Source organism: Janthinobacterium agaricidamnosum (genome assembly GCF_003667705.1).
Lineage (GTDB): Bacteria > Pseudomonadota > Gammaproteobacteria > Burkholderiales > Burkholderiaceae_D > Janthinobacterium.
Genome location: NZ_CP033019.1, coordinates 5,451,472 through 5,477,703 on the forward strand (window position 1 = coordinate 5,451,472; position 26,232 = coordinate 5,477,703).

General features: G+C 62.7%; 23 protein-coding genes. 8 read left to right on the forward strand and 15 right to left on the reverse strand.

Going from position 1 to position 26,232, the window contains the following annotated elements; translation table 11 throughout:
- Nucleotides 1–6: 6 nt before the first annotated feature.
- On the reverse strand, nucleotides 7–1,515 hold the full coding sequence (locus D9M09_RS24720) for a CoA-acylating methylmalonate-semialdehyde dehydrogenase (RefSeq protein WP_121670616.1): 1,509 nt from the start codon (nucleotides 1,513–1,515) through the stop codon (nucleotides 7–9).
- A 154-nt stretch (nucleotides 1,516–1,669) separates the two neighbouring features.
- Between D9M09_RS24720 and D9M09_RS24725 the strand changes: the two genes are divergently transcribed.
- Nucleotides 1,670–3,052 carry a short-chain fatty acyl-CoA regulator family protein gene (locus D9M09_RS24725; protein WP_070290844.1) on the forward strand — a complete coding sequence of 461 codons (1,383 nt, stop codon included), beginning with the start codon at nucleotides 1,670–1,672 and terminating at the stop codon, nucleotides 3,050–3,052.
- 1 nt (nucleotide 3,053) lies between these two features.
- Here the strand turns inward: D9M09_RS24725 and D9M09_RS24730 are convergent, their stop codons facing one another.
- From D9M09_RS24730 to D9M09_RS24760, 7 genes are read right to left on the reverse strand one after another with little or no spacing between them, the layout of a single operon-like run.
- A complete protein-coding gene (locus D9M09_RS24730; RefSeq protein WP_070290843.1) occupies nucleotides 3,054–4,109 on the reverse strand; it encodes an adenosine deaminase family protein in 1,056 nt (351 codons plus the stop codon).
- A 25-nt stretch (nucleotides 4,110–4,134) separates the two neighbouring features.
- Nucleotides 4,135–5,079, reverse strand: a complete 945-nt coding sequence (locus D9M09_RS24735; RefSeq protein ID WP_240453468.1) for a nucleoside hydrolase — start codon at nucleotides 5,077–5,079, stop codon at nucleotides 4,135–4,137.
- Between the two features lie 20 nt (nucleotides 5,080–5,099).
- Nucleotides 5,100–6,131 carry an ABC transporter ATP-binding protein gene (locus tag D9M09_RS24740; RefSeq protein WP_121670617.1) on the reverse strand — a complete coding sequence of 344 codons (1,032 nt, stop codon included), beginning with the start codon at nucleotides 6,129–6,131 and terminating at the stop codon, nucleotides 5,100–5,102.
- Between the two features lie 13 nt (nucleotides 6,132–6,144).
- A complete protein-coding gene (locus D9M09_RS24745; protein ID WP_070290842.1) occupies nucleotides 6,145–6,924 on the reverse strand; it encodes an ABC transporter permease in 780 nt (259 codons plus the stop codon).
- Nucleotides 6,921–7,760, reverse strand: coding sequence for an ABC transporter permease (locus D9M09_RS24750; RefSeq protein ID WP_070311744.1), 840 nt, complete (start codon nucleotides 7,758–7,760; stop codon nucleotides 6,921–6,923). The genes D9M09_RS24745 and D9M09_RS24750 overlap by 4 nt, the downstream gene beginning before the upstream one ends.
- A gap of 21 nt (nucleotides 7,761–7,781) precedes the next feature.
- Entirely contained in the window at nucleotides 7,782–8,804 is a 1,023-nt protein-coding gene (locus D9M09_RS24755) for an ABC transporter substrate-binding protein (RefSeq protein ID WP_230501729.1), read from the reverse strand.
- Nucleotides 8,805–8,861: 57 nt separating this feature from the next.
- Nucleotides 8,862–9,977, reverse strand: coding sequence for a porin (locus D9M09_RS24760; protein WP_227742059.1), 1,116 nt, complete (start codon nucleotides 9,975–9,977; stop codon nucleotides 8,862–8,864).
- A gap of 227 nt (nucleotides 9,978–10,204) precedes the next feature.
- On the opposite strand from D9M09_RS24760, the gene D9M09_RS24765 reads away from it, so the two are divergent.
- Nucleotides 10,205–11,122: a LysR family transcriptional regulator gene (locus D9M09_RS24765; protein ID WP_070220566.1), complete on the forward strand. Its 918-nt coding sequence runs from the start codon at nucleotides 10,205–10,207 to the stop codon at nucleotides 11,120–11,122.
- Nucleotides 11,123–11,130: 8 nt separating this feature from the next.
- On the opposite strand, the gene rsmA is transcribed toward D9M09_RS24765, so the two are convergent.
- The 4 genes from rsmA to D9M09_RS24785 all read right to left on the reverse strand — a co-directional run bounded on the left by rsmA (nucleotide 11,131) and on the right by D9M09_RS24785 (nucleotide 16,812).
- On the reverse strand, nucleotides 11,131–11,910 hold the full coding sequence (gene rsmA / locus D9M09_RS24770; RefSeq protein WP_070220568.1) for a 16S rRNA (adenine(1518)-N(6)/adenine(1519)-N(6))-dimethyltransferase RsmA: 780 nt from the start codon (nucleotides 11,908–11,910) through the stop codon (nucleotides 11,131–11,133).
- Nucleotides 11,911–12,001: 91 nt separating this feature from the next.
- Nucleotides 12,002–13,057 carry a 4-hydroxythreonine-4-phosphate dehydrogenase PdxA gene (gene pdxA, locus D9M09_RS24775; RefSeq protein ID WP_121670618.1) on the reverse strand — a complete coding sequence of 352 codons (1,056 nt, stop codon included), beginning with the start codon at nucleotides 13,055–13,057 and terminating at the stop codon, nucleotides 12,002–12,004.
- Between the two features lie 19 nt (nucleotides 13,058–13,076).
- On the reverse strand, nucleotides 13,077–14,471 hold the full coding sequence (locus tag D9M09_RS24780) for a peptidylprolyl isomerase (RefSeq protein WP_227742060.1): 1,395 nt from the start codon (nucleotides 14,469–14,471) through the stop codon (nucleotides 13,077–13,079).
- A gap of 103 nt (nucleotides 14,472–14,574) precedes the next feature.
- A complete protein-coding gene (locus D9M09_RS24785) occupies nucleotides 14,575–16,812 on the reverse strand; it encodes an LPS-assembly protein LptD (protein ID WP_070220574.1) in 2,238 nt (745 codons plus the stop codon).
- Between the two features lie 99 nt (nucleotides 16,813–16,911).
- Between D9M09_RS24785 and D9M09_RS24790 the strand changes: the two genes are divergently transcribed.
- The 5 genes from D9M09_RS24790 (at nucleotide 16,912) to D9M09_RS24810 (ending at nucleotide 22,274) form a co-directional block, all read left to right on the forward strand.
- A complete protein-coding gene (locus D9M09_RS24790; protein ID WP_070290836.1) occupies nucleotides 16,912–17,979 on the forward strand; it encodes an aminoglycoside phosphotransferase family protein in 1,068 nt (355 codons plus the stop codon).
- Nucleotides 17,980–18,023: 44 nt separating this feature from the next.
- Nucleotides 18,024–18,743: an N-acetylmuramate alpha-1-phosphate uridylyltransferase MurU gene (murU, locus tag D9M09_RS24795; RefSeq protein WP_070311748.1), complete on the forward strand. Its 720-nt coding sequence runs from the start codon at nucleotides 18,024–18,026 to the stop codon at nucleotides 18,741–18,743.
- A complete protein-coding gene (locus D9M09_RS24800; RefSeq protein ID WP_162995848.1) occupies nucleotides 18,743–20,065 on the forward strand; it encodes an aminopeptidase P N-terminal domain-containing protein in 1,323 nt (440 codons plus the stop codon). Before murU ends, D9M09_RS24800 begins: the two co-directional genes overlap by 1 nt.
- 9 nt (nucleotides 20,066–20,074) lie before the next feature.
- Nucleotides 20,075–21,217: a UbiH/UbiF/VisC/COQ6 family ubiquinone biosynthesis hydroxylase gene (locus D9M09_RS24805; protein WP_070220590.1), complete on the forward strand. Its 1,143-nt coding sequence runs from the start codon at nucleotides 20,075–20,077 to the stop codon at nucleotides 21,215–21,217.
- 115 nt (nucleotides 21,218–21,332) lie between these two features.
- A complete protein-coding gene (locus tag D9M09_RS24810; RefSeq protein ID WP_071650188.1) occupies nucleotides 21,333–22,274 on the forward strand; it encodes a GGDEF domain-containing protein in 942 nt (313 codons plus the stop codon).
- A 131-nt stretch (nucleotides 22,275–22,405) separates the two neighbouring features.
- On the opposite strand, the gene D9M09_RS24815 is transcribed toward D9M09_RS24810, so the two are convergent.
- From D9M09_RS24815 to D9M09_RS24825, 3 genes are read right to left on the reverse strand one after another with little or no spacing between them, the layout of a single operon-like run.
- Entirely contained in the window at nucleotides 22,406–23,860 is a 1,455-nt protein-coding gene (locus D9M09_RS24815; RefSeq protein WP_070220594.1) for an NAD(P)(+) transhydrogenase (Re/Si-specific) subunit beta, read from the reverse strand.
- Between the two features lie 8 nt (nucleotides 23,861–23,868).
- A complete protein-coding gene (locus tag D9M09_RS24820) occupies nucleotides 23,869–24,183 on the reverse strand; it encodes an NAD(P) transhydrogenase subunit alpha (RefSeq protein ID WP_034745644.1) in 315 nt (104 codons plus the stop codon).
- A 24-nt stretch (nucleotides 24,184–24,207) separates the two neighbouring features.
- Nucleotides 24,208–25,320, reverse strand: coding sequence for a Re/Si-specific NAD(P)(+) transhydrogenase subunit alpha (locus D9M09_RS24825; RefSeq protein ID WP_121670620.1), 1,113 nt, complete (start codon nucleotides 25,318–25,320; stop codon nucleotides 24,208–24,210).
- A 411-nt stretch (nucleotides 25,321–25,731) separates the two neighbouring features.
- On the opposite strand from D9M09_RS24825, the gene D9M09_RS24830 reads away from it, so the two are divergent.
- Nucleotides 25,732–26,211 (forward strand): NUDIX hydrolase, encoded by a 480-nt coding sequence (locus D9M09_RS24830; RefSeq protein ID WP_010401817.1) that lies wholly within the window; start codon nucleotides 25,732–25,734, stop codon nucleotides 26,209–26,211.
- Nucleotides 26,212–26,232 lie beyond the last annotated feature (21 nt).

Genomic DNA, 26,232 nt, shown 5'->3' on the forward strand with positions numbered 1-26,232 from the left:
CACTCCTTACTTGAGGCTGATGGTGGTGTTGACCTTGCCCACCGAGGCCGCATCCGTGAACCAGCGCTGGGTGATCGTCTGCGTCTGCGTGTAGAACAGCACGACCTGCTTGCCGAACGGGCCCAGGTCGCCCAGCTTGGAGCCGCGCGAGCCCGTAAAGCTGAACAGGGGAACGGGCACGGGAATGGGCACGTTGATGCCGACCTGGCCCACGTCGATTTCTTCCTGGAAATAGCGCGCGGCCGCGCCGCTCCGCGTGAACAGGGCCGTGCCATTGCCGTTCGGATTCGCATTCACCAGTTCAATGGCTTCGTCCAGGGTCTCGACTTCGACGACGATCAGGACGGGACCAAAGATTTCCTGGTCATACACGACCATGCCGGGTTTTACGCCGGACAAGATCGTCGGGCCGACGAAGTTGCCGTTCGGATAGCCATCGACCTTCACGTCGCGGCCATCGAGCGTCAGCACGGCGCCCTGCTCCACGCCCTTGGCGATCAGGCCAAACACGCGTTCTTTCGCCGCGCACGAGATCACGGGGCCCAGGTCCGGATTATCCTTGCCCGCGCCCACCGTCAGGGTTTGCGCCTTGGCGGCCAGTTCCGGCAGCCACTCGCGCGCCTCGCCCACCAGCACGGCGACGGACGCCGCCATGCAGCGCTGGCCGGCCGCGCCGAAACCGGCGCCCAGCAACTGGTTCAGGGTCTGTTCTTTATTGGCGTCCGGCAAGACGACGGCGTGGTTCTTGGCGCCCATCATGCATTGCGCGCGCTTGCCGTTCAGGCTGGCGCGCTTGTACACATGCGTGCCCACCTTGCTGGAGCCGACAAACGAGATCGCCTTGATGTCCGGATGGTCGCACAGGGCGTTGACCACGTCTTCGCCGCCGTGGATGACGTTCAACACGCCAGCCGGGATGCCCGCCTGCAAGGCCAGGCGCACGAGTTTTTCCGTCACGAGCGGGTCTTGCTCCGATGGTTTCAACACGAAGGTATTGCCGCAGGCAATCGCCATCGGGAACATCCACAGGGGGATCATGGCGGGGAAATTGAATGGGGTAATGCCGGCGCACACGCCCAGCGGCTGCATCACGCTGTAGGTGTCGACGCCGCCGGCCACGTTTTGCGCGTATTCGCCCATTTGCAGGGTGCCGATATTGGCCGCATGTTCCACCACCTCCAGGCCGCGGAAGACGTCGCCTTCCGCGTCGAGCAAAGTCTTGCCCTGTTCCATCGTCAGGGTGGCGGCCAGGTCGGCCATGTTTTCGCGGATCAGCTGCTGCAATTTCAAGAAAATGCGGGCGCGGGCGCCGATCGGCGTCTTGCGCCAGGTTTTGAAGGCGCGCTGGGCCGAGGCGATGGCCGCGTCGACTTCATCGGACGTGGCGAACGGCACCTTGGCCAGGACTTCCTGCGTGGCGGGGTTGACGACGTCGCGCCAGACGGTGGTGCGGGATTCGACCCACTCGCCGTTGATCAAGAGGGGAACGGTCGGAATTGTGTTTTGCGTAGTCACTCGGAGTCTCCTGGTTGGTATAGGTCTGTTTGCATTATTCGCACAATCCAGCCTGCAAACAAGGCGTGAAAATGCGAGATAATGCAAAGACGAATCTGTTAATCTGCAAAGATTGTAAATTTGCAGATTCCACAAACGGGGAAGAGGAAACGCGATGGCAAAGGTTTTCATGGGCGTGCGCCTGCAGCGGCTGCGCGAGGAACGGCGCATGACGCAGGTGGCGCTGGCCAAGGCCCTGGGCATCTCGCCCAGCTACCTGAACCAGATGGAGCGCAACCAGCGCCCGCTGACGGTGCCGATCCTGCTGCGCATCGGCACGGTGCTGGGCGTTGACCCGCAAATCTTTTCCGAACACGACAGCGCCAGCCTGGTGGCGGACGTGCGCGACGTGTTCGGCGAATTGCCCGACGCGCCGCCCACCTCGATGGCGGAATTGAAAATGCTGGTGGAAAACATGCCGGAACTGGCGCGCTCGATTTTGCTCCTGCAGCGGCGCTACCGGGTGATGGCGGAACGGGCCGATACGCTGGCCGCGCGCCTCGACGACGGCAGCCGCGGCGCCAGCTCGGCGGCGCCCTCCACGGACGAGGAAGTGCGCGAATACCTGAACCGGCGGCAAAACTACATCGATGAGCTGGACCGGGCGGCCGAACGGGTGGCGGGCGAACTCGATCCCTCCCTGCGCACGCTCGACGCGCTGCAAGGCCGGCTGCTGGAGCGCCACGGCATCCAGGTGCGCTTGTCCGATGGCGACGCGGGCATGGTGCGCAAGCACCGCTACGACGCGCAACACCATATCTTGTTTCTGCCCGACACCCTGACGGGCGGCCAACGCGCCTTCCAGATGGCGGCGCAAATCAGCCTGCTCGAACACAGCGACCTCATCGACGCCCTGGTGCTGGCGGCAGGACTCTCGGGCGCGGCCGCGCAGACGGGCGCGCGCCTGGCGTTTTCCAATTATTTCGCCGGCGCCCTCTTGATGCCGTACCAGCGTTTTTTACAGGCGGCGGAAACGCGCGCCTACGACATCGAACGCCTGGCGCACCAGTTCGGCGTGGGCTTCGAGGCCGTGTGCCACCGTTTGAGCACCATGCAGCGCCCCGATGCGGCGGGGCTGCCGTTTTTCTTCGTGCGCGTCGACCGCGCGGGCAATGTCTCGAAGCGCCAGTCGGCCACGGACTTTCACTTTTCACGGGTGGGCGGCACCTGCCCGCTGTGGATCGTGTACGACGCCTTCAGCCATCCGGGCCAGGTGCTGACGCAAGTGGCCAGCATGCCCGACGGCTGCACGTATTTATGGATCGCGCGCCAGGTCAGCACGGCCTCGCCAGGCTTCCGGGCGCCCGGCAAGACGTTTGCCGTGGCGCTGGGCTGCGACATCTCGCAGGCGCACCGGCTGATCTATTCGAAGGGACTCGATTTGCACGACCCTTCCAGCGCCACGCCGATCGGCACGGGCTGCAAGGTGTGCGAGCGCCAAAGCTGCCCGCAGCGGGCGTTTCCGTCGCTGCTGGCCCCGCCACCGGCATCGGCCTGATTTACCCGACGACTCTTGCCCGCAACGCGTCGAATTCGCGCGCAAATTCCGCGCGCCAGTCGCGCCGCGTGGACTCGTCTATCCAGGCCGCGTCCAGGCCATTCAACATGAAGCCCCGCATGTCGTCGAGACCGAAGCCGAATTCGCGCATCATCATCCAGGCGCCCGTCGGCGTCACGTGGTGCAGGGTCGGATCGTCCGTATTCGGATGCAGTTTCAGGCCCAGCTTGGCCATGGCGCGGATCGGGTGATCGAGCGCCCAGCGCTCGGGGACCAGGGTGCGCAGATAATACGAATTGGTGGGCACCACGGTGAAGACAAGTCCCCGTTCCACGCAGCGCTGCGCCAGCTCCGGGTTGTCGACGATCGTGTAGCCATGGTCGACCCGGTCCACCTGCAATTCGTCTATCGCCGTCGCCACATTCATCCACGGCATGCCGAATTCGCCCGCATGCGCCGTGCACTTGAAGCCGGCGGCGCGCGCGGCGCGATAGGCTTCGATGAACAGTTCGGGCGGACGGTCGTTTTCGCGGTAGTCGATGCCGATGCCGATCACTTCCGGCGCGCGGTAGGCCTTCATCCACTCCACCATCTGCACGGCTTCGGCAGGAGCCGCTTCGCGGTCGATGCTGGGGATCAGACGGCCGATCACGCCAAAATCCCTTTGCGCATCGCGGATGGCGGCCACGATGGCGTCCTGCGCCGACTCGTAGCGGATGCCCGACACGCGCACGGTGCCGGTCGGGTTCCAGAAGAACTCCGCATAGCGCACGCCATGGCCATGCACGTCTTCCAGGTATTCGTAGGCGAGGCAATACAAATCGGTCGGCGAGACGATCAGGTGCGCGTCGAGCGCGCGCAGCACGCGCAGCACGCCGACGGGCTTGTCGCCGCGCGTGTAAAACGCGTCGATTTCCTCGGGGGTGACGACATTGCCCGTCTTGGCGGCCAGCGCGCGGAAAGTGGCTTGCCGCACCGTGCCGAACAGGTGGCAATGCAGCTCCACCTTCGGCATGGCGCGTAAAAACTGTTCGATGCTCAGGGGTGAATTAGACATGAAGCTCGTTTCGTAGTGAAGTGGGTCAGACGAGAATGGCGGCCAGGCGGCGCATCAGGCGCTCGATGGCGGCGGGGCCATCGGCCAGCATCGCCACTTGCGTGTTGATGGCGGCGCGGCGCGGCACGCGGAATTCGCACACCGTCATGCCGCGCGTCAGTTCGCCCGTCAATTCGATGGCCACGTGAGCCGGCTGGAACTGGAACAGCTGCGGCGCTTCCAGATACAGGGCCACCACCGGGTCGTACATGGGCATGGGCACGGAACCGTCGCTGCTCCGGATGCGCACATACGCTTCCAGGTAGCCGGCCAGACGTAGCGCGCGCGGCGTGCCGAGGGCGCGCAGGCGTTCCACTTCCGCATTCGTCACCAGGAGCTGGCGGCACAGGTTCAGACCGAACATGCGCAGCGGAATGCCGGATTTGAACACCTGGGCGGCCGCTTCCGGGTCCGCATAGATATTGAATTCGGCCGCCGCCGTATGGTTGCCCTGGTCGGTCGAGCCGCCCATCAGGATGATCTCGACGATTTTCTCGGCGATATCGGGCGCGCGGGACAAGGCCGTGGCTAGGTTCGTCATCGGTGCGATCGCCATGATGGTGATCTGGCCGGGATGCTTGCGCACGGCGGCGATCAGCGCGTCGACGGCGTGGCCCGCAGCGTCACTGGCGGCACCGGGCGGCAGGATGTCGCCCGTGGTCGGCATGCCGCTGTCGCCCAGGATGCGCTGCGCCGTCTCGATGACGCCGGCCAGCGGTTCTTCGCAGCCGCGGTAGATCGGCACCGTCAAGCCGTCATGGGCCTTGATGCGCAAGGCGTTGTCGTAAGTGATGGCGACGGGTGCATTGCCCGCCACCACGCTCACGCCCAGCCACTCGATGTCGGGATTGCTGCCCAAGAGCAGCATCGTCAGCCAGTCGTCGAAACCGGGATCGGTATCGAGCCAGATCTTTTTCAAGGCTTGGGTCATGATGGTCTCAGGTTAAAAAATCAGGCAGCCAGCCACAGGGCGCTGTCGGACGGCAGCACGAAACTCACGGCCGTGCCTTCGCGCCAGGCGGCGCCGCCGGCCGCGCAAATGCCCTTGACCTGGCCCAGCGGCGTTTGCAGCAGGTATTCGACGGTGTCGCCCAGGAAACCGCGCGCCAGCACGGTGCCAGGGTACTGGCCTGCCGCGTCGTCGGCGGCGCAGACGCGCACCTTGTCCGGACGCCAGCCCAGCACCGTGGTGCCGGCAGCGACAGGGGACGTGTACGGCAGGCTGGCGCCGGCGTGGTGCAGCGCGCCGTCGCGGTAGTCGAACAGGTTTTCGAAACCCATGAAGTTGGCGACGAAGCGCGTGGACGGCGTATTGAAGACGGCTTCCGGCGCGGCCAGCTGCTCGATACGCCCGCCGTTCATGACGACGATACGGTCGGACAGGGCCAGCGCTTCTTCCTGGTCGTGCGTCACGTACAGCATGGTGATGCCCAGTTCGCGCTGGATGCGGCGCAGCTCGGCGCGCATCTGCACGCGCAGCTTGGCGTCCAGGTTCGACAGCGGTTCATCGAGCAGCAGCAGGGCCGGTTCGACGACGATGGCGCGCGCCAGCGCCACGCGCTGCTGCTGGCCGCCCGACATCTGCGTCGGCAGGCGCGTTTCAAACCCCGTCAGCCCGACGGCGGCGATCACGGCTTCCACTTTCGTTTTCAGCAGCGCCGGCGCCACCTTGCGCAGGCGCAGGCCGAAGGCGATGTTGTCGTACACGTTCAGGTGCGGGAACAGCGCGTACGACTGGAAGACCATGCCGATATTGCGCTTGTTCGGCGCCAGCTTGCCGATTTCGCGGCCGTCGAGCACGATGCGGCCCGACTGCAGCGGCATCAGGCCGGCAATCGCGCGCATGGTGGTGGTCTTGCCGCAGCCGCTGGGGCCCAGCAGGGAAATCAGCTCGCCCTGCTCGACGTGCAAGTCCAGGTCTTTCACGGACGTCGTGTTCTTGGCGTAGCCGAGGTTCAGCTTGTGCAGTTCCAGATAACTCATCGTGTGTTGCCTCTTACATGTATTTAGAAATGCCCAGCACCTTTTCGGTCACCATCACGAAGGCCATGGTGAACAAGACCAGCAAGGTCGACAGGGCAGCGATCGACGGATCGAAACTGTTTTCCATATGGCCCAGCATCTCGATCGGCAAGGTGCTGATGCCGGGGCCCGTGAGGAACAGCGAGACGGGCACCTGGTTGAACGAGGTGACGAAGGCGAGGAAGAAGGCGGCGATCACGGCGTTGCGGATATTCGGCAGCACGATCATGAAGAACGCGCGCAGGCGCGACGCGCCCAGGGTGATGGCCGCATCCTCGATATCCACGCGCAGGTTGACCAGGCTGGCGTACACGACACGCACCGAGTACGGAATCAGCAGCGCGATATGGCCGATCAAGAGGCCCACGTACACGGGCGCATTGATCGTCAGCACCAGGTGGTGCAGCAAGCCCAAACCGACGAGGATGGCGGGAATGATCAGCGGCGATGTCAGGATTTGCCGGATGGCGCCGATACCGGGCGGCGGCATGCGCGAAAACGCATACGCGACGGGGATGCCCAGCAACAGCGCGATGACGGTGGCGATCAGGCCGATTTCCAGGCTGGTCTGGAAGGCGCGGCGGAACTCGGGCGCAGCCCACACTTCGAGGATCCAGCGCAGCGAATACGATTCGGGCGGGAAGGCCAAGGTTTCGCCGCCGGAAAAGCCGGCCAGCACGACGATGGCGAAGGGTCCCAGCAGGAACAAAAACACCAGCCATAAAACGGCACGTGAAAACAGGCTTTCTTTCATACGGAACTCCGGCTCGAGGAAATACGTTTAAGGCCGGCATTCACCAGCAGGGTCATGCAGACGAGGATGACGGCGATCACATTCGCGGCGCCGAAATCGCTCTCCACGCTGACCTTCTGGTACAGCAGCGTTTCCAGCATCAGCACCTTGGTGCCGCCCAAGAGGGCCGGCGTCACGTAGGCCGTCACGCAGCCCGTAAACACCAGGGTGCCGCCGACCACCAGGCCTTCCTGCGTCAGCGGCAGGGTGACCTTGCAGAATACTTGCCATGGATTCGCGCCCAAAGTCGCCGCGGCCGGTTCCACGTCGCGCGGCAGGTTTTCCAGCGCGCCCGCCAGCGACATCAGCATCAAGGGCAGCAGCAATTGCAGCAAGCCGACAAAGACGGCGAACTCGCTGAACAGCAAACGCAGCGGCTCGTCCGTGAAACCCATGTTGACGAGCGCCGCGTTGAGGGCGCCATTACGGCCCAGCAGCACGATCCACGCATAGGTACGCGCGATCGGCGAGACCATCAGCGGCAGAATCATCATGCCGACCACCAGCCCGCGCCACTTCGGCGACACGCGCGCCACGGCCTGCGCGGCCGGATAGCCGAGGATGATGGAAGCGAGCGTCACCAGCGCGGCGATGCGCAGGGTGCGCCAGAAGATGGTGCGGTTGAACTCTTGCGAGAAGAATGCAACGAAGCGCTCAACACCCCACTGCATGCCGTCGCCGACGCGGAAGGCGTCGATCAGCAAGGCCAGCACGGGCAGCAGGAAGCAGACGACGATAAAGATCAGCGCCGGCAGGACCAGCAGCAGTCCCAAGCGCTTTTTTGGATCAGCAAACATGGTGTTTTCTCCTCGTCACCACTATTTGCTCATGGCCTTGTTCCACTGCGTCATCCAGTTGCTGCGCTGTTTGATGATGGTTTCCGGCTTGACGAACTTCAGCGAGCTGATTTGATCGGCGCCATAGGTATTGAATTGCGCGGCCGCCACCGACAGGCGCACGTCCTTGTTGACGGGCGAGTCGACCAGGTTGGTCGCCAGCTGCGTCTGCACTTCCTTGGACAGCCAGAAATCCATCAGCTGGTAGGCCAGGTCCGCATTCTTTGACCCGGCAACGATGCCCATCACGTTCATGCCGGCCGCCTGGCCTTCGGCCGGGATGCTCCATTTCAGGGGCAGGCCCGTCTTGAGCATTTGCGACCAGGTAAAGCGCGCCACGGGCGCGGCCCAGATTTCATCCTGCGCAAACAGGGCGGCCAGCTGCGCGCTGTTTTTCGAGAACGTGACGACGTTGCCCTTCATGCCGACGATCTTGGCAAAGCCCGTGGCGTAGTCATCCGTCTTGCCGCCCCAGGCCGCATCAGCCATGCGCAGCATCAAGGGACCCTGCGTGGTGCTCACGTCGGGGAAGGCCACGCGGCCCTTCAGTTCGGGGCGCCACAGGTCCTTCCAGGACGTCAGCGGGGCAACCTTGTCGCTGCGGTACACCAGGCCGACCGAATACAGGGTGTAGCCGACGGCAAAGTTGCCGCCGATAGGGTTTTTCGCCACGTCGTACAGGGCTTTGTAATTGCTCAGCTTGGAATAATCCATGGGCTGGATCACGCCCTTTTGCGCCGCTTCCAGCATGCCGGAATCGGACAGCAGCACCAGGTCGATCACCGGGTTCTTGGCGTGCACCACCAGCTTGGCGATGCGATCCGCATTATTCCCCGTTTCCACCTTGATATCGCAACCGCATTTGGCCTTGAACGGCTCGTACACATACTTCATGAACAAGGGCTGGGCAATCGGATAGGCCGAAATGACCAGCTCGCGTTTTTCCGCGTGGGCGGCGTTGGCCAGCAAGCCTAGGCTCAACGCCAACATGAGGTGCTTTTTCAAGATGCTTCCTTTCAGGGGACGGCGCTGCGGGACAGCGCCTGTAAAGATGAATCAGAATCAGAAATAATGTCGCATGCCAACGATCAGCACGCTTTGCGTCTTGCCGCCCGAGGCGCCGAAGCCGAACACGCGGGCGAACGTCGCATCGCCGGCCGCTTTCTGGTAGCTCCAGGTGATGGCGACATCGGTGCGCTTGGACAGGAAGTAATCGGCCTGGAAGTTAACCTGGTGCCATTTCGGCGTCTTGTTGATCACGTCATATTTACCAGTCGTATAGAAATACGACGCGCCCAGGTTCAACGCTTCCGTCAGCTTGTGGTTCACGTTCAAGTCCACGTTCTGCAGGGTCAGATTGCTTTGATCCAGGTAGTGGTAGCGCACATTGGTGTACAAGGCGCCAAACTTGGTCTTGCCCACATTATAAAAGCCTCCCGTGCCGGCGATGGCCTGGCTGTCCACGCCGGCGCCCTTGACGGCGCTCTTGTTAAAGATCAACAGGGAACTGGCATAATCATTGCCGATGGCGCCATTCGGCGCATCGGGGCTGTTCGGGCGATCCATCTTGGTGTAGGCGACGGCCCAGCTGAAGGCATCGACCTTGTAGCCGGCGCCCATGCTGTAGACGCGATTGCGGTTCGAATCTTCCGGGTTCTCGCTGAAACCATACAAGCCCGTGAACGACAGGTTGCTGATATTCGGGCTGACATACTTGACGGCGTTTTGCACGCGCAGGTTGTTGTAGCCATTGTCGTTGTCGCCGATGTGCACGCCGTTACTGGCGATGACCACGGGACCCAACAGATCCTTGACGGCTTCGTACTGGCGGCCCAGGGTCAAGGTGCCCTTGTCGTTGCTGGACAAACCCACATACGACTGGCGGCCGAACAGGCGGCCGCTTTGCGAGGCCGTGCCCGTCATCACGTTAAAACCGTTTTCCAGTACGAAGATCGCCTTGGTGCCGTCGCCCAGGTCTTCCTGGCCGCGGAAACCGATGCGGGGATTCTGATTCGTGCCGCTCAGCGCATGCGTGCGGCTGCCTTTGCCCTCATCCGACACATACCCGATACCGGCCGACAGCAGTCCATACACTTGCACGCTGCTTTGCGCCTGCGCCGCACCCTGCGCCGCCAGCAAGCCACCCACTACCATCGTTCCCGTCATCCATTTGTTCATCGCCGCCACCCTAAAAAGAATAAACCCTGAGTTTTTTTGGAATTATTTTATTGATGCATCCCTTGCATGGCGCGCCGCCGTACGTGCCGGCACCGCATTCCAGGCGCTTCTCCCGAATATTGTTGCTTTCAAGACAAGTAAGGACCAGTCCAGAATATGGTAAATTGCGGGATAAGAAAATTTGTTTATTTTTATAAATCCATTACTTTTTCTAATAAGCAACGCCCATGCATGAACTGAGCAAGAAAATTTCATTACGACATTTACAAGCGTTTTCCACCCTAGCCCGGGTAAACAGCTTCAGCAAGGCTGCACAGGAATTGTGCGTGACCCAGCCGGCCCTCAGCGCGTCGATCAAGCTGCTGGAAAATCAGCTGGGAAAAAAGTTGTTTAACCGCACAACCCACCAGTTGGAATTGACGCGCGAAGGCAAGCTGGCGCTCGAATACGCCACGCATTTATTGAATACGGCCAGCAACACCTTTGCCGATATCCAGCGCGCCATCGGCAGCGGCCGGCACCGCATCCGCATCGGCGCGATTCCCTCTGCCATGGCGATGACGGCCGTCGTGGTGGCGCGCTACTGCGAGCAGCATGGCGATGAGGTGGAAATCGTCCTGTCGGACATGCCCAACGATGGCTTGCTGCACGCGCTGCATTCGGGCCAGCTGGACTTTTGCGTGGGCATCGAGGTGCCCGGTTCCGTGTCGCTGGAAAGCGTGGGCCTGTTCGAAGACGAGCTGGTCTTGGTGACGGCGGGACGCCATGCGCTGGCGCCGCTGAAGGAAGTGCGCTGGGAGCAGCTGGCGGGCCAGGAAATCGTCGTGTTTACCAAGGGCAGCATCTGGGAGTTCGCTTCCAGCGCCCTGCGCCAGCATGGCTTGAGCCCGTCGAGCCTGTACCAGATGATCCACAGCGAATCGCTGTATGGCGTGGTGCGCGCGGGCATCGCCGTGGGCATCATGCCCAGCCTGTACACGACCTTCCTCAACGACGAGGACCTGCATGTGGCACCGCTGCGCCAGCCCACGTGCAAGCGCAAGATCGCCCTGATGCGGCGCAATGAAATCAGCCGCAACCACCATGTGGACGACTGTTTTTCAGCGTTGCGCCAGGATTTGCAGCAGGTCGACCAGTGGTTTTAAGTTAAAACTCAAGCAGGCGCCTTCAGCAGATTCGCCAAGGCAACATACTGCTCCAGCCCCACGGTTTCCGGACGCAGGGTCGGGTCGATGCCGGCCGCCTTGATCTGCTCTTCCGTAAACATCCCGGCCAGGCAATTGCGGATCACCTTGCGGCGTTGCGAAAACGCCTTCATGACCACGGCTTCCAGCGTGGCCTGGTCGCACGCGAGGCGCTCGGCCACGGGAATCATGCGCACGATGGCCGACTCCACTTTCGGCGGCGGATCGAAGGCCGTCGGCGGCACGATGAACAGCAGCGACATCTTGTAGCGCCATTGCAGCATCACGGACAGGCGGCCATACGCCTTGCTGCCCGGTTCGGCTACCATGCGTTCGACCACTTCCTTTTGCAGCATGAAATGCTGGTCCTGCACCAGCGGCGCGAAGTCCGCCAGGTGGAACAGCAGCGGGCTGGAAATGTTATATGGCAAGTTGCCCACGATGCGCAGCTTCTGGCCGGCCGGCACGGGGATTTGCGCGAAATCGAATTTCAGCGCGTCGCCCGAGTGGATCGTCAGCTTGGCCGGATTAAACGTTTTTTCCAGACGCACGATCAGGTCGCGGTCCAGTTCCACCACGTGCATCTGTTTCAAATGGCGCAGCAGCTGCTCCGTCATGGCGCCCAGGCCGGGGCCGATCTCGACCATGGCATCGTCCGGCTGCGGCGCGATGGCGGCCGTGATGTCGTCGAGGACGAAGCGGTCATGCAGGAAGTTCTGGCCAAAGCGTTTGCGGGCAACGTGTTTCATAATGTGTTTTCTATCAATGCGGTAAAGCCGGCACAGGCCGGCGGGATCGTTGAGCAGGCAGCGTCGGGTTACGTCTTGCGGCTAACCCGACCTACGCTCTGGTCGGGGTGCTGGCGCGCAGCATGTCGAGCGCCGTTTGCAGGGCTTGCTCCATGCTGTGGCAATCGGCCAGGCCCAGCCCTTGCGCGGCCAGGTCCAGTGCCGTGCCATGGTCGACCGAGGTGCGGATCAGCGGCAAGCCCAGGGTGATATTGATGCCGCGCCCGAAGGTCGCGTATTTCAGCACCGGCAAACCCTGGTCGTGGTACATGGCCAGCACGCAGTCGGCGTCCGCCAGATATTTTTGCTGGAACAAGGTGTCGGCCGGGTACGGTCCGCGCGCATCGATGCCGCGCGCTTGCGCCGCGGCAATCGCCGGGGTGATGACATCGATTTCCTCGCGTCCCAGATACCCGCCCTCGCCCGCGTGCGGGTTCAGGCCGGTGACGAGGATACGCGGCGCGGCGATGCCGAATTTCTGTTGCAAATCAAGCTGAATGATATCCAGCGTGACGGCCAGGCTGTCCATCGTGATGGCAGCGGACACGTCCTTCAATGGCAAATGCGTGGTGGCCAGCGCCACGCGCAGGGTCGGCTCGCCGTGGCCCGGTTCGCCGGCCAGCATCATCACCACTTGCGGCGTGCCGGTTTTTTCTGCCAGGTATTCCGTATGGCCGGAAAAGGCCACGCCCGCGTCGTTGATCGTGCTCTTTTGCAAGGGGGCCGTGACCATGGCGCCAAACCAGCCCGCCTGGACACCCTCCACGGCCGCGTCCAGGGTAGCGAGCACGGAACGCCCGTTTTCCTTGTCCAGCACGCCAGGAATGACATTGTTCACAGTGGGAATATCGATCACGGCCAAGCGGCCGGGACCGAACTGGGGCAAGCCGCTGTTGCGCACGGCTTGCAGCGACAGCGCCGCCAGGCGGATCTCCGGATCGATCAGGCTGGCCGTCAGCGCCAGGAAGGCGGCGTCGCCCAGCAGGATGCAGTTGACTTCATTGCGCATGGCCCAGGCGGCGCGTATCGAGATTTCCGGACCGACACCGGCCGGTTCGCCACAGGTAATGGCGATGGCCGGACGGCGTGCAACAGGCAAGTTACTCATGCGCAATCAGTCAGCAGCATTACTGGTCGTCCGCGCGGAATTCGACGTAAGCACGGTCGCGCACTTCGCGCGCCCAGTTTTCCGTCGCTTCTTCCAGCTTGCGTTCGCGCAAGGCATTGCGTGCGGCAGCGCGTTTCTTCTCTTTCGAGACGTCGTCGCTCTTACGTTCCAGCACTTCGATCAGATGGAAGCCAAAGCTCGATTCGATCGGCTGGCTCACTTCGCCCGGTTTCAGCGCATTCATCGCCGTTTCAAATTCCGGCACGGTGTCGCCCGGATACAGCCAGCCCAGGTCGCCGCCTTTGGCCGCGGAACCGTCGTTCGAGAACAAACGGGCCAGGTCTTCGAACTTGGCGGCCTTGTTGTCGAGACGTTCTTTCAATTCCAGCAGTTTGCGCTTGGCTTCGGCCGCCGACAGGGTTGGCGTCACTTTCAGCAGGATATGGCGGGCATGCGTCTGCTGCACGGCGGCGACAGCTTGTGCCTCGGCAGCGCTGCGGCGGTCCACCAGTTTCAGGATATGGAAGCCCGTGTTGCTCTTGATGATAGGCGTGATCTGGCCAGGCTTCAATTTCAGCAACTGTTCCGTGAACAGGGGCGGCAGGCGGTCGCTCTGGCGCCAGCCGATATCGCCGCCGCTCAGCGCATCGCTGGCGTCGGAATAGGTGGCGGCCATCTTGGCGAAATCGGCGCCCGTGCGCAACTGGCGGCTGACTTCTTCGGCGCGCGCGCGGCGTGCGGCGATCTGTTCGGGGCTGGAATTTTCCGGAATGCGCACGAGAATTTGCGCCAGGTTCAGCTCCACCTGTTCGCTGGCTGCCGCTTTTTCCGCTTCCAGGAAGTTATCCACTTCGGAATCGGAAATCTGGATCTTGGCGTCGACTTCGTGCTCGCGCAGGCGCTGCATGATGATTTCATCGCGGATTTCTTCGCGGAAGGTCGCAAACGGCGTGCCTTCCTTTTCCATCTGGTTGCGCAGCTCTTGCACCGTCATCTTTTGCTGTTCAGCAATACGGCCAATCGCGCGGTCCAGGGTCAGGTCATCCACGCGCACACCCATTTCCTTGGCCAGCTGCATTTGCGCGCGCTCGACAATCATGCGTTCGAGCAACTGGCGGCGCAGGTCGGCAGGGTCGGGAAGCGGGATATTCTGCGCCTTCATGCGCTGCTCCACGCTCTTGATGCGGGCCGCCACTTCATTGCGCGTGATCACATCGTCATTGACGACAACGGCGATGGAGTCGATGGTCTGGCCACTGCTCGACGCAGGGGGAGTGAAGCCCTTGACTGGCGCTGGGGCAGCGGCAGCGGGTTTGGCCGCAGGCGCTGGCGCAGCCTGTTGCGCCCAGACACTACTGGTCGTGGCGCCGGAAATGGCGCACAACAAAACCGTTGCAATTTTGAGTTGGTGCATACTGGCATTACGCATAATGTGTAGAGCGCTCATGAGTTCAGGTGAATAAAAAAACCGGTTTGTGCCAGCGCCGGGGACACCGGCGGCGGCAACGGTGACTATCTTAACGGAGTGGCTGGCTCAATGTCTGGTAACCAGGGATAGTTTTTGTAAAAGTTTCCAGGCCATTCGCACCCAGGCCCAGGCCACTCGACAAGCCCGTCAATTCCAGCTGGAAGAAGATCGGCGTCGAGACAGTCTTGGTCGTCGTCACGAAACGCTGCGCCCCCATGCGGAACACCCAGCAGTCGCCCTTGTATTCGAGGCCGACCAGGCTTTCCAGCATGCTGCGATCCTTGATGGAGTAACTGATGCGGCCCACGCCATACAGGCGGTCCGTCAACGGCCACTGCGTCGACACTTCCGCATTACGCAGTACGCCACGTTGAAAACGGTTACTGAAATTCAATACTTTCTTGGCACCAGGCTGATATTGCAAGGTGTAGTTGTAGCTCATCAACTGGCGATCGCTGGGATTGTACTGCACCAGACTGTCGACGGTCCAAGTCTCGGACACGCGGCCCGTTGCGGCCAGCAGGATATCGGAACGCGACTGGTTGACGGGCGTCGTCGAATTGAGCTGCACGCGCTGGTCGGCAAAATAGAAACGCTGACCGAAGGTCAGGCGCATGCGCTCCGTGCCGTCCGATTGCAGGAAACGCGATACGACGGCGGCCGTGACCTGGTTGGCGTCGCCGATGCGGTCGCTGCCGACAAAACGGTTTTCCGTGAAGATTTGCGTCAGGTTGAACGTCCCATCGGCCGTATCGAAGTTCGGAAACTGCGACTGGTCGCGGTACGGCGTGTAGACGTAGAACAGGCGCGGCTCCAGGGTTTGCGTGCCGCCCTTGGTGCCAAACAGATTCGTGTCGCGTTCAAACACCAGGCCGCTGTCGACCGAGAAGGTCGGCACGGCGCGCGTAAACGAGGTAGTTTTAAACAGCGCCTTGGTCCGGGCGTCATTGTCGAGCTGATACGCGCTGGCATTGAGCATCAGCTTGGGCGTGATGAAGTAGCCAGGGCGCATGATGGGAAAACTCACCTGCGGCACGGCCACGAGACGCGAGCCTTGCACCTGTGTCGGATGCGCGAAGCGCGTCGCTTCCGCGTCAAAGGTCCAGTCGAAACCGCCCCAGACATCGTATTTGCCAGCATGGAAGTTCACCGCCGGCAAACGGTCATACGGGCGTGGCACGACCACGTTGGGATCGGGATCCTGCAGCACCTGGTAATTCTGCACGCGCGCCGTCAGGCTCCAGTCCTCGGTACGGTAATCGGTGCGCAATTCGCGCAGCAACTGGCGCTCGGTGGCGGTGGCGACGGTTTTCGAAAAATCGTTCGGGTAATTATCGTCCGACGCCTCGCGCAGATCCCAGCTGTAAGTCCAGCCCTTGGCCAGCGCCTGCTCATGCTTGGACTTGATCATGTAGCGGTTGGTCTTGGTCTGCTTGTCGTTCGGCAAAAATTCAAACGACGTTTCACCGCTGTACAAGCCGGCATCCGTCTCGCCCATGTAGCGGCCCGTCGCACCGAGCTGAATGCCGCGCCGCTGGATGTAGCGCGGATACAGGGTCAGGTCGCGGTTCGGCGCGATGTTCACGTAATACGGCATCAGCAGCTCGAAACCGTTCTTCGAGGCAAAGCCCGGCGTGGGCGCCAGCCAGCCCGAGCGGCGCGCACCCGACAACGAAAACGACATGCCCGGCGTGCCCAGGATCGGCACGTCCTTGAAATAGATGATGGTCTTGCTGCCCGTGCCCACGTCGCGGCCCGTATCGAGGTTCAAGGTGCTCGATTTCAGGTACCAGTCCGGATTCGGCCCTTCGCAGGTACTGTAGGTGCCTTCGATAACATTGGCTTCGTCTGGATTGATGAAGTCGACGCGCTCGGCCTTGCCCTGGCCGCCGCCCACTGCGAAGCGGTAAGTCGGGTTGAGCAGGAAACCCTTGCCGGTCTCCATGTTCAGCTTCAGGACGTCACCCGTGTAGTAATCGCCGAAACGCCACATCTTGATATGGCCCTCGGCGTCGAACTGATCTTCAACTTGTTTGTAACAAGCTGTATCGGCCGTCATTTTTGTGGTTTTTCCGCGCTCAATCACGACATTCTGGTCGAGATTGATCTCTCTTTCCGGTCGACCGTTCATGCTGTTCGCCGTCATGACGGTAGGCGCGTCGGGATCTTCCACATGAACCGGACGCGGTGCTTTCTGGGCGTGGACAGGCACCGTCGTGGCGGCGACGAGCGCGCTGATGGCGAAAGCCCAGCGCTGCGAAGGGGGGGAGGCCGAAAACCAGCTCATGAATTGGAAGGGGCAAGCACCATTGACAGGCGATTTTTTGATTTGAATCCCTTATTATATGGGAATCTGCACCATCAACCCGATTCCACAGGCCGCTTAATGTCATTCTCCCCCAATTCCTCCACCGCGCCGGTCTCCGCCGACGCTCGCCTGACCCTGTTGAAAGCCTGGTTGACCTCGCTTAACCTCGTCGCGCCCGAATCCGCCCGTCCCGCTTCCAGCGATGCCAGCTTCCGCCGCTACTACCGTCTCGATGTGCTGCCAAGCAACACAACATTGCCAGGAAAGACACTGATCGCCATGGATGCGCCGCCCGAGCGCGAAAACGTGCCCGCCTTTGTCAAGGTGGCCGGCTTGCTGAAAGGCGCCGGCGTGTCCGTGCCCGACATCATCGCGCAAGACCTGGAACAGGGCTTCCTGCTGCTGTCCGACCTGGGCACGACCACGTATCTGGACGCCCTGAACCACGACAACGCCAGCGTGCTGTACGCCGAAGCGCTGGAATCCTTGATGAAAATCCAGCTGGCCAGCGCCCCCGACGTGCTGCCCGAATTCGACCGCGCCTTCATCCTGCGCGAAATGAATCTGTTCCCGGAATGGTTCATCGGCAAGCACCTGGGCGCCACCTTGACGGATGTACAACAAACCCAGCTGGACAAGGTCTTCGAAGCCATCACGGCGAATATCTTGTCGCAGCAGCAAGTATTCATGCACCGCGACTACCATTCGCGCAATTTGATGCACATCAACGATGGTTCGATCCCCAATCCCGGCATCCTCGACTTCCAGGACGCCGTCTTCGGTCCCGTCACCTACGACATCGCCTCGCTGCTGCGCGACGCGTATATCCAGTGGGACGAGGAACTGGTGCTCGACTGGGTGATCCGCTACTGGCAGCGCGCCAAGCAGCTGGGCTTGCCGGTGAATCCCGACATCGACGCCTTCTACCGCGATTTCGAATTCACGGCCCTGCAGCGCCACCTGAAAATCCTCGGCCTGTTCGCGCGCCTGAACTACCGCGACGGCAAGGATCTGTACATGGGCGACCTGCCGACCGTGCTCGACTACGTGCGCAAGACGGCCAATCGCTACACGGAACTCAAGCCGCTGGTGCGCTTATTGGACGCTCTGGAAAACAAGGCCCCACAAGTGGGCTATACATTCTGATGACTTCAGAGCAATTTACAAAATAAATCAGAAAACGAATACCCATGAAAGCCATGATCTTTGCCGCAGGCCGCGGTGAACGGATGCGTCCGCTTACCGATACCTGTCCCAAACCGCTGCTGAAAGTGCGCGGCCGTCCGCTGATCGTCTGGCATGTGCTGAATCTGGTGCGCGCCGGCATCACGGACATCGTCATCAACCATTCCCACCTGGGCCATTTGATCGAGGAAACCCTGGGCGACGGCAGCGCGTATGGCGCGCGCATCGCGTACTCGCCCGAGACCACGCCGCTGGAAACGGCGGGCGGCATCGCCCAGGCGCGGCACTTGCTGGGCGAGGAACCATTTCTCGCCATTTCCGGCGACATCTATTGCCCGTATTTCGACTTCAAGCAAGTGCTCGACGTGCTGGCCGACAAGGATGTGCTGGGCACGCCGTATCCGGCCGACCAGCGCGACATCGCCTGGACCTACCTGGTGCCCAATCCCGACTTCCATCCCAAGGGCGACTTCGGCCTGACCTTGTTCTCGATCAACAATACAGACGAAACCAAGTGGACCTTCGCCAATATCGGCGTGTACCGTCCTGAAATGTTCGACGGCATCGCGCCCGGCAGCCACGCCAGACTGGGCGATTTGCTGCGCCAGTACGCGGATCAGGGCCGCGTGGGCGGCGAAGTCTATACCGGAGAGTGGACGAATGTGGGTACGCCGGCGCAGCTCGACGTACTCAACGGTGTGGCAGCGAAGGCGCCAGCGGCATGATGGCCAATTACGCGGCACGGCGCGCGGCGCTGCTGGCGCAGATGCTGCCGGGCAGCGTGGCCATCCTCGCCACGGCGCCCGAAGTGCCGCGCAACAGCGATTGCGATTATCCGTACCGCCACGACAGCTATTTCTATTACCTGAGCGGCTTTACGGAACCCGACAGCGCCGTGGCCCTCGTGGCCGCCAGCGCCACAGCCCCGGCGCGCGCCATCCTGTTTTGCCGCGCCAAGAATACGGAGCGCGAAATCTGGGACGGTTTCCGCCACGGGCCCGAGGCGGCGCGCGCCACTTTCGGCTTTGACAGCGCCTTCCCCATCGAGGAACTCGACGTCGAAATGACGCGCCTGCTGGCCGACGTCCCCGCCATCTACTATGCGCTGGGCGGCAGCCTTGATGCGCAGGTGAAGCTCTGGCGGCACAACGTGCGGCAAAAGGCCCGCAGCGGCGTCACGGCGCCCGCCATCGCGCATGACATCAATGGCATGCTCGACGCCATGCGCCTGCTGAAAGACACGCAGGAACAGCAGCTGATGCGCCGCGCCGCCGCCATTTCCAGCGCCGCGCACGTACGCGCCATGCGCGCCACGCAGCCCGGCATGCACGAATATGCGCTGGAAGCGGAGCTGCTGTACGAATTCCGGCGCAGCGGCGCGCAGTTTCCCGCCTATTCCTCCATCGTCGCCGGCGGCGGCAACGCCTGCATCCTGCACTACAGCGCCAATAACGCGGTATTAAAAGACGGCGAGCTGGTCTTGATCGACGCCGGCTGCGAACTCGATGGCTATGCCTCGGACATCACGCGTACCTGGCCCGTCAACGGCCGTTTCAGCGGCCCGCAGCGGGCGCTGTACGAACTGGTGCTGGCGGCCCAGCAGGCGGCGCTGGACATGGTGCGCCCCGGCTTGCCGCACAGCGCCATCCACGAAGCGGCCGTGCAAGTGCTGGCGCAAGGCATGCTCGACCTGGGTTTGCTGGACCGGCAAAAAAGCGGCGGCGTGCAGGACGTCATCGCCAACAAGGCCTATATGCCCTTCTACATGCACGGCACCAGCCACTGGCTGGGCATGGACGTGCACGACGTGGGCGCCTACCGCAACACGGATGCGCCCGGCAAGCCGTGGCGCGCTTTGGCACCGGGCATGGTGCTGACGGTCGAACCGGGCATCTACGTGCGTCCGGGTACGGGCGTGCCGGAGCAGTTCTGGCATACCGGCATCCGCATCGAAGACGATGTGCTGGTCACGCCGCAAGGCCATGAAGTCTTCAGCTCGGCACCCAGGAGCGTCGCTGAAATCGAACAACTGATGTCACAGGATTAACCCCGCCGCATGCATACACCGTCCACTTTCGATCTCGCCATCTGCGGCGCCGGCCCCGTCGGCATGGCGCTGGCCGCCCTGCTGGTACAGCGCGGCAGCCGCGCCGCCGGCATCGCCCTGCTCGACGCCAAATCCATCGAGCAGGCCCGGCGCGACCCGCGCACCATCGCCCTGTCGCACGGCAGCCGCCAGATACTCGAGGAAGCGGGCGCCTGGCCCGTGGAGGCGACGCCTATCCACCAGATCCACGTGTCGCGCCGCGGCCAGTTCGGGCGCAGCCTGATGGACCGCAGCGAGCATGGCGTCGAGGCGCTCGGCTACGTGGCCCGTTACGGCGCCGTCGTCAGCGCGCTGGCCGACGTGTGCGAGCGCCTGGGCGTGGCCAGCCTGCGCCCCGCCCTGGTCACGGGCAGCGCGGAGGATGCCGATGGCGTGTCCGTGCAGATCGACCAGGCGGGCGCCGCATCGACCTTGCGCGCCAGCCTGCTGGTGCAGGCCGAGGGCGGCCTGTTCGGCCAGCAGCCGGAACGCGCCGTCAGCCGCGATTATGGCCAAAGCGCCATCATTGCCCATGTGCGTACAAGCGCCCCCATCGCCCACCGCGCGTATGAACGCTTCACCGACGAAGGTCCGCTGGCGCTGCTGCCGCAGGACGACGGCTACGCGCTGGTGTGGTGCGTGCCGCCCACGCGCGCCGAACAATTGCTGGCCCTGGACGACGCTGCCTTCCTGGCGCGCCTGGGCGCCGCCTTCGGCAGCCGCCTGGGACGCTTTAGCCACACGACGGCGCGCCTGGCCTATCCGCTGGGCCTGAACGCGCAGGCGAACGGCACGGCGCGCACGGTCGCCATCGGCAATGCGGCGCAAACCCTGCATCCGGTGGCGGGACAGGGCTTGAACCTGGGCCTGCGCGACGCCGCCGTGCTGGCCCGCGTGCTGGCGCAGGGCAGCAGCCCGGCCGGGCTGGAACGCTACGCCAGCCTGCGCCAGGCCGACCGGGGCCTGACCGTGCGCGTCACCGACACCATGGCGCGCATCTTCACGGGCAGCGCCCCCACGCAAGGCTTGCTGGGCCTGTCGCTGGGCTTGCTGGACGTTTTCAGCCCCGCGCGCAAAAGCCTGGCCACCCTGATGATGTACGGCCGCCGCTGAACCTTAACAATAAGTAAAGGGCACGGGCGAAAAAGAAACAGGGAACATCTCCGGCATGGAGTAAACGGCCTGCGGATGCGACAATGGCTGTCACCTGGTTTTTGGCGACCGTTCCATGACAGATGCATTGCCCGCAGCACCGCCTGCCGCTCTTCCCGAAGTGCTCTTTTCCCGCCTGCTGGAAGACGCCCTCGACGCCGTCATCATCATCGATGAACATTGCCGCATCCGCTATATCAATGGCGCCATGCAGGCGCTGTCGGGCTATGCCAGCGGGGAATTGCTGGGGCAGACCCTGAACGGCCTGCTGCCCGACGCCGTCGGCGCGCAGCACGACAACCACGTGATCAATTACATCCGCAGCTCGCGCACCTCCAGCGTGCTGGGCAAGATACGCGAATTCGCCATCCGCCACCGCGATGCGCAAATGATACCCATCGAAATGAAGGCGCTGGACCTGGGCGTGGTGGACGGCATCCGCTATTTCGGCGCCTTCTTGCTCGACGTGCGCGAACGGCGCGAACTGGCGGCAAAGAACGCCAGCCTGCTGGCGCAGCTGGAACAGCAGGCGCTGCACGATGCGCTGACGTCGCTGCCCAACCGGCGCGCCTATGAAGCGCAAGCCGAGCAGGCGATGGCGCGCGCGGCACGCAGCGGCGCCGCCCTGACCGTGGGCGTGGCCGACCTCGACCATTTCAAGAAGATCAACGACCGCTACGGCCATGCCGTGGGCGACGCCGTGCTGCGCACGGTGGCGCAGGCGCTGCGCGACACGGGACGCATCACCGACGTGGCGGCCCGTCTCGGCGGCGAGGAGTTCGGCCTGCTGTTCCCCGACGCCAGCCTGCGGCAGGCGCACAAGGTGGCCGAACGCATCCGCGCCGCCGTGGCCGCCGCCATCACGCCTTTGCCCGATGGCGGCGAACTGCAGGTGACCATCAGCATCGGCGTGGCCTCCCTGACGGCCGGCGCCAGCCTGGACGCGGCCATGTCGGATGCCGACAAGGCCCTGTACGCGGCCAAGCACCAGGGACGCAATAAAGTCGTCGCAGCCTGAAGACAAGCGTAGGTCGGATTAGGCGGGGCCGCCGAGGCCGAAGGCCTTAATCCGACAACATTGTTGGCCCCAATACGTCGGATTACGCGGGGCTTTGCCCCGCTAATCCGACCTACGGCAAAAAATACCGCTTATTCAACTGCCTTGAGCATATCCTCGATCACCTTCTTGGCGTCGCCAAACACCATCATCGTGTTCGGCTGGTAGAACAGGTCGTTGTCCAGGCCCGCATAGCCGGACGCCATCGAGCGCTTGTTGACGATGATGCTCTTGGCCTTATAGGCTTCGAGGATCGGCATGCCGGCGATCGGCGATTTCGGGTCTTTCGCCGCCGGGTTGACGACGTCGTTCGCGCCCAGCACCAGCACCACGTCCGTCTGGCCGAATTCGCCGTTGATGTCTTCCATCTCGAAGACCTGGTCATACGGCACTTCCGCCTCGGCCAGCAGCACGTTCATGTGGCCCGGCATGCGCCCCGCCACGGGGTGGATCGCGTACTTGACGGTGACGCCCTTGTGCGTGAGCTTTTCCACCAGTTCTTTCAGCGAGTGCTGCGCGCGCGCCACGGCCAGGCCGTAGCCGGGCACGATGATGACGGTTTCCGCATTGCTCATGATGAAGGCGGCGTCGTCGGCCGAACCCGATTTGACCGGGCGCTGTTCCTGCGCGCCGGCTGCGCCTGCGGCCGGCGCATCGCCGCCGAAACCGCCCAGGATGACGTTGAAGAACGAGCGGTTCATGGCCTTGCACATGATGTACGACAGGATCGCGCCGGACGAACCGACCAATGAGCCGGCGATGATCAGCATCGAGTTATTCAGCGAAAAACCGATGCCGGCCGCGGCCCAGCCCGAGTAACTGTTGAGCATCGATACCACCACCGGCATGTCGGCGCCGCCGATGGGGATGATGATCAGCACGCCCAGCGCGAAGGCGATGAGGGTCATGATGACGAACGGCGTCCAGGCCGGCTCCACCCCGTCGGCGAAGCAGAACGCCAGGCCCAGGCCCACCATCACCAGCGCCAGCACCAGATTGAGCATGTGCTGGCCCTTGAAACTGACGGGCGCGCCCTGGAACAGGCGGAACTTGTATTTGCCCGACAGCTTGCCGAAGGCGATCACCGAACCGGAGAACGTGATGGCGCCGACAAAGGTGCCGATGAACAGTTCGAAGCGGTTGCCGATGGGCAGCGCCTCGCCGTGTTTCGCGATATTGAAGGCCCACGGTTCCGACACGGCCGCCACGGCGATGCAGACGGCCGCCAGGCCGATCAGCGAGTGCATGGCCGCCACCAGTTCCGGCATCTTCGTCATTTCCACGGTCTTCGCCAGATAGGCGCCGATGGCGCCGCCCGTAACGATGCCGATGATGACGAGGGTCAGGCCCATGCCGCCCGTCTGCTGTTCCTTCAGTTTCAGGATCAGCGCGACGGTGGTGACGGCGGCAATGGCCATGCCGCTCATGCCGAAGGCATTGCCGCGGCGCGCCGTCGATGGCGACGACAGGCCTTTCAGGGCCTGGATGAAGCACACCGAGGCGATCAGGTACATCATCGTCACCAGGTTCATGGTGACGAAGCTCATGGCGTGACTCATTCTTTTGCTCCTTGCTTGGCCTTCGGTTCTTTTTTACGGAACATCTCGAGCATGCGCTGCGTGACGAGGAAGCCGCCGAACACATTGACGGCGGCCAGCGCCACGGCCAGGGTGCCGGCCACTTGCGCCAGCGGACCATCGGTCAGGCCGGCCGCCAGCATGGCGCCGACGATGATGATGGCGGAAATGGCGTTGGTGACGGCCATCAGCGGCGTATGCAGCGCCGGCGTGACGGTCCAGACGACGTGGTAGCCGACATAAATGGCCAGCACGAAGATGATCAGGTTGGTGATGGTGTGACTGATTTCCATGATGTTGTTCTCTCCGGCGCCGCGTTATTTTCTGAGGATGTCATTGCCTGCGCAAACCAGGCTGGCCTTGATGATTTCATCCTCGCGGTCGATCAGCAATTGGTCGTCCTTGTCGATGATGAGCTTTAAGAAGTCCAGCACGTTGCGCGCATACAGGGCCGAGGCGTCGGCCGCCACCAGGGTCGCCAGATTCGGCTCGCCGACGATGTACACGCCGTGTTTGAGCACCGTCTTGCCCAGCTCGGACAGCGGGCAGTTGCCGCCCTGCTCGACGGCCAGGTCGACGATGACGGAGCCCGGTTTCATGGCTTTCACCGTTTCTTCTGAAATCAGCACGGGCGCGGCGCGGCCGGGAATCAGGGCCGTGGTGATGATGATGTCGGCCAGTTTCGCCCGTTCGTGCACCAGTTCGGCCTGGCGGCGCATCCAGTCGGCCGGCATGGCGCGCGCATAGCCGCCCGAGCCCTTGGCGATTTCCTTTTCTTCGTCGGTGAGGAAGGGCACGTCGAGGAACTTGGCGCCCAGCGATTCCACTTGCTCCTTGACGGGCGGGCGCACGTCGGACGCTTCGATGACGGCGCCCAGGCGCTTGGCCGTGGCGATCGCCTGCAAGCCGGCCACGCCCACGCCCATGATCAGCACGCGGGCCGCCTTGACGGTGCCGGCCGCCGTCATCAGCATGGGCATGAAGCGCTGATAGGTATTCGCGGCCACCAGCACGGCCTTGTAGCCGGCGATGTTCGCCTGCGACGACAGCACGTCCATCGACTGCGCGCGCGTGATGCGCGGCACGGCTTCGAGGGCGAAGGCGGACAGGCCCGCCGTCGCCATGGCGGCGATATTGTCGGCGTCAAACGGGTTCAACATGCCGATCAGCACCGTGCCGCTGGCCATCATGGCCCGTTCGCCGGCGTCCGGTGCGCGCACCTTGAGCACGATGGCGCAGCCATAGGCTTCCTGGGCGGTACCGATCTGCGCGCCGGCGGCAGCATACGCCTCGTCGGGAATCGAGGCTTGCACGCCCGCCCCCGACTGCACGACGACTTGATGCTTGGCTGCCAGCTTCTTGACTGTCTCGGGCGTGGCTGCCACCCGGGTTTCACCAGGCCGTGTTTCGGCCGGTATGCCTATCCTCATGATGCCTCCGCTAATTGATAAACTGACTAGAATCTAACACGGAAAGCAGCGCGTTAAACGTTTGTGAACCAGCAACTTTTAGTCGTACGACACTAATTTCATCCGCATCCATGATTTGTTTCACCATGCGGCGCGGCGCCCATATTGTGGGAAAGGTGTGTCAATCTCACCACAGTCGAGCAAGCGTGCGCGCTTGTTTTGACCACAGGGAAAGCCTATATTAGCGGGCGCTTCCTGCCATCTTGCCAACTAAGCCCCCATGCTAGTGCGCTCCCCGGGAAAGACGTAAGTACCTCCCACCGCTATTTGCTAAAACGTTGTCATTTATCAATATGTCCGCGCAACAAAAGGCCGGCTTCAAACCGCGCGCGCAGAACAAGATAAAATGTCGGCTCTTTCAAGGATGGAATCATGCCGAGAATCTGGAAACCCTCTGTCACCGTGGCCGCCATCGTCGAGCGCGATGGCCTGTTTTTACTGATTGAAGAAGAGACCAGCGAAGGCATCAAGCTCAACCAGCCAGCCGGCCACCTCGACCCGTTCGAGTCGCTGGAACAGGCGGTGATCCGCGAAACGCTGGAAGAAGCGGCCTACGATTTCATTCCCACGGCACTGGTCGGCATGTACATGTCGCGCTACCAGTCACTGCGCACGGGCGAGGACGTGACCTATCTGCGCTTCACCTTTTGCGGCACGGCCGGCGCCGAACACGATCGCCCGCTGGACGAAGGCATCATCCGCACCCTGTGGATGACGCGCGACGAGCTGGCGGCGTGCCAGGAGCGCCACCGCAGTCCGCTGGTGCTGCAGTGCGTGGACGAATACCTGGCTGGCCGGCGCGCGCCGCTGGCCCTGCTGCACACGCATGCGTCCGTTTTCAATAGCGCATAGCAATACGCATTGCCATATTAT

Coding starts and splice junctions, on each gene's coding strand:
- D9M09_RS24725 (WP_070290844.1), top strand. CDS start 1,670: ATGGCAAAGGTTTTCATGGGCGTGCGCCTGCAGCGGCTGCGCGAGGAA.
- D9M09_RS24730 (WP_070290843.1), bottom strand. CDS start 4,109: ATGTCTAATTCACCCCTGAGCATCGAACAGTTTTTACGCGCCATGCCG.
- D9M09_RS24735 (WP_240453468.1), bottom strand. CDS start 5,079: ATGACCCAAGCCTTGAAAAAGATCTGGCTCGATACCGATCCCGGTTTC.
- D9M09_RS24740 (WP_121670617.1), bottom strand. CDS start 6,131: ATGAGTTATCTGGAACTGCACAAGCTGAACCTCGGCTACGCCAAGAAC.
- D9M09_RS24745 (WP_070290842.1), bottom strand. CDS start 6,924: ATGAAAGAAAGCCTGTTTTCACGTGCCGTTTTATGGCTGGTGTTTTTG.
- D9M09_RS24750 (WP_070311744.1), bottom strand. CDS start 7,760: ATGTTTGCTGATCCAAAAAAGCGCTTGGGACTGCTGCTGGTCCTGCCG.
- D9M09_RS24760 (WP_227742059.1), bottom strand. CDS start 9,977: ATGAACAAATGGATGACGGGAACGATGGTAGTGGGTGGCTTGCTGGCG.
- D9M09_RS24765 (WP_070220566.1), top strand. CDS start 10,205: ATGCATGAACTGAGCAAGAAAATTTCATTACGACATTTACAAGCGTTT.
- rsmA (WP_070220568.1), bottom strand. CDS start 11,910: ATGAAACACGTTGCCCGCAAACGCTTTGGCCAGAACTTCCTGCATGAC.
- pdxA (WP_121670618.1), bottom strand. CDS start 13,057: ATGAGTAACTTGCCTGTTGCACGCCGTCCGGCCATCGCCATTACCTGT.
- D9M09_RS24780 (WP_227742060.1), bottom strand. CDS start 14,471: ATGCACCAACTCAAAATTGCAACGGTTTTGTTGTGCGCCATTTCCGGC.
- D9M09_RS24785 (WP_070220574.1), bottom strand. CDS start 16,812: ATGAGCTGGTTTTCGGCCTCCCCCCCTTCGCAGCGCTGGGCTTTCGCC.
- D9M09_RS24790 (WP_070290836.1), top strand. CDS start 16,912: ATGTCATTCTCCCCCAATTCCTCCACCGCGCCGGTCTCCGCCGACGCT.
- murU (WP_070311748.1), top strand. CDS start 18,024: ATGAAAGCCATGATCTTTGCCGCAGGCCGCGGTGAACGGATGCGTCCG.
- D9M09_RS24800 (WP_162995848.1), top strand. CDS start 18,743: ATGGCCAATTACGCGGCACGGCGCGCGGCGCTGCTGGCGCAGATGCTG.
- D9M09_RS24805 (WP_070220590.1), top strand. CDS start 20,075: ATGCATACACCGTCCACTTTCGATCTCGCCATCTGCGGCGCCGGCCCC.
- D9M09_RS24810 (WP_071650188.1), top strand. CDS start 21,333: ATGACAGATGCATTGCCCGCAGCACCGCCTGCCGCTCTTCCCGAAGTG.
- D9M09_RS24815 (WP_070220594.1), bottom strand. CDS start 23,860: ATGAGCTTCGTCACCATGAACCTGGTGACGATGATGTACCTGATCGCC.
- D9M09_RS24820 (WP_034745644.1), bottom strand. CDS start 24,183: ATGGAAATCAGTCACACCATCACCAACCTGATCATCTTCGTGCTGGCC.
- D9M09_RS24825 (WP_121670620.1), bottom strand. CDS start 25,320: ATGAGGATAGGCATACCGGCCGAAACACGGCCTGGTGAAACCCGGGTG.
- D9M09_RS24830 (WP_010401817.1), top strand. CDS start 25,732: ATGCCGAGAATCTGGAAACCCTCTGTCACCGTGGCCGCCATCGTCGAG.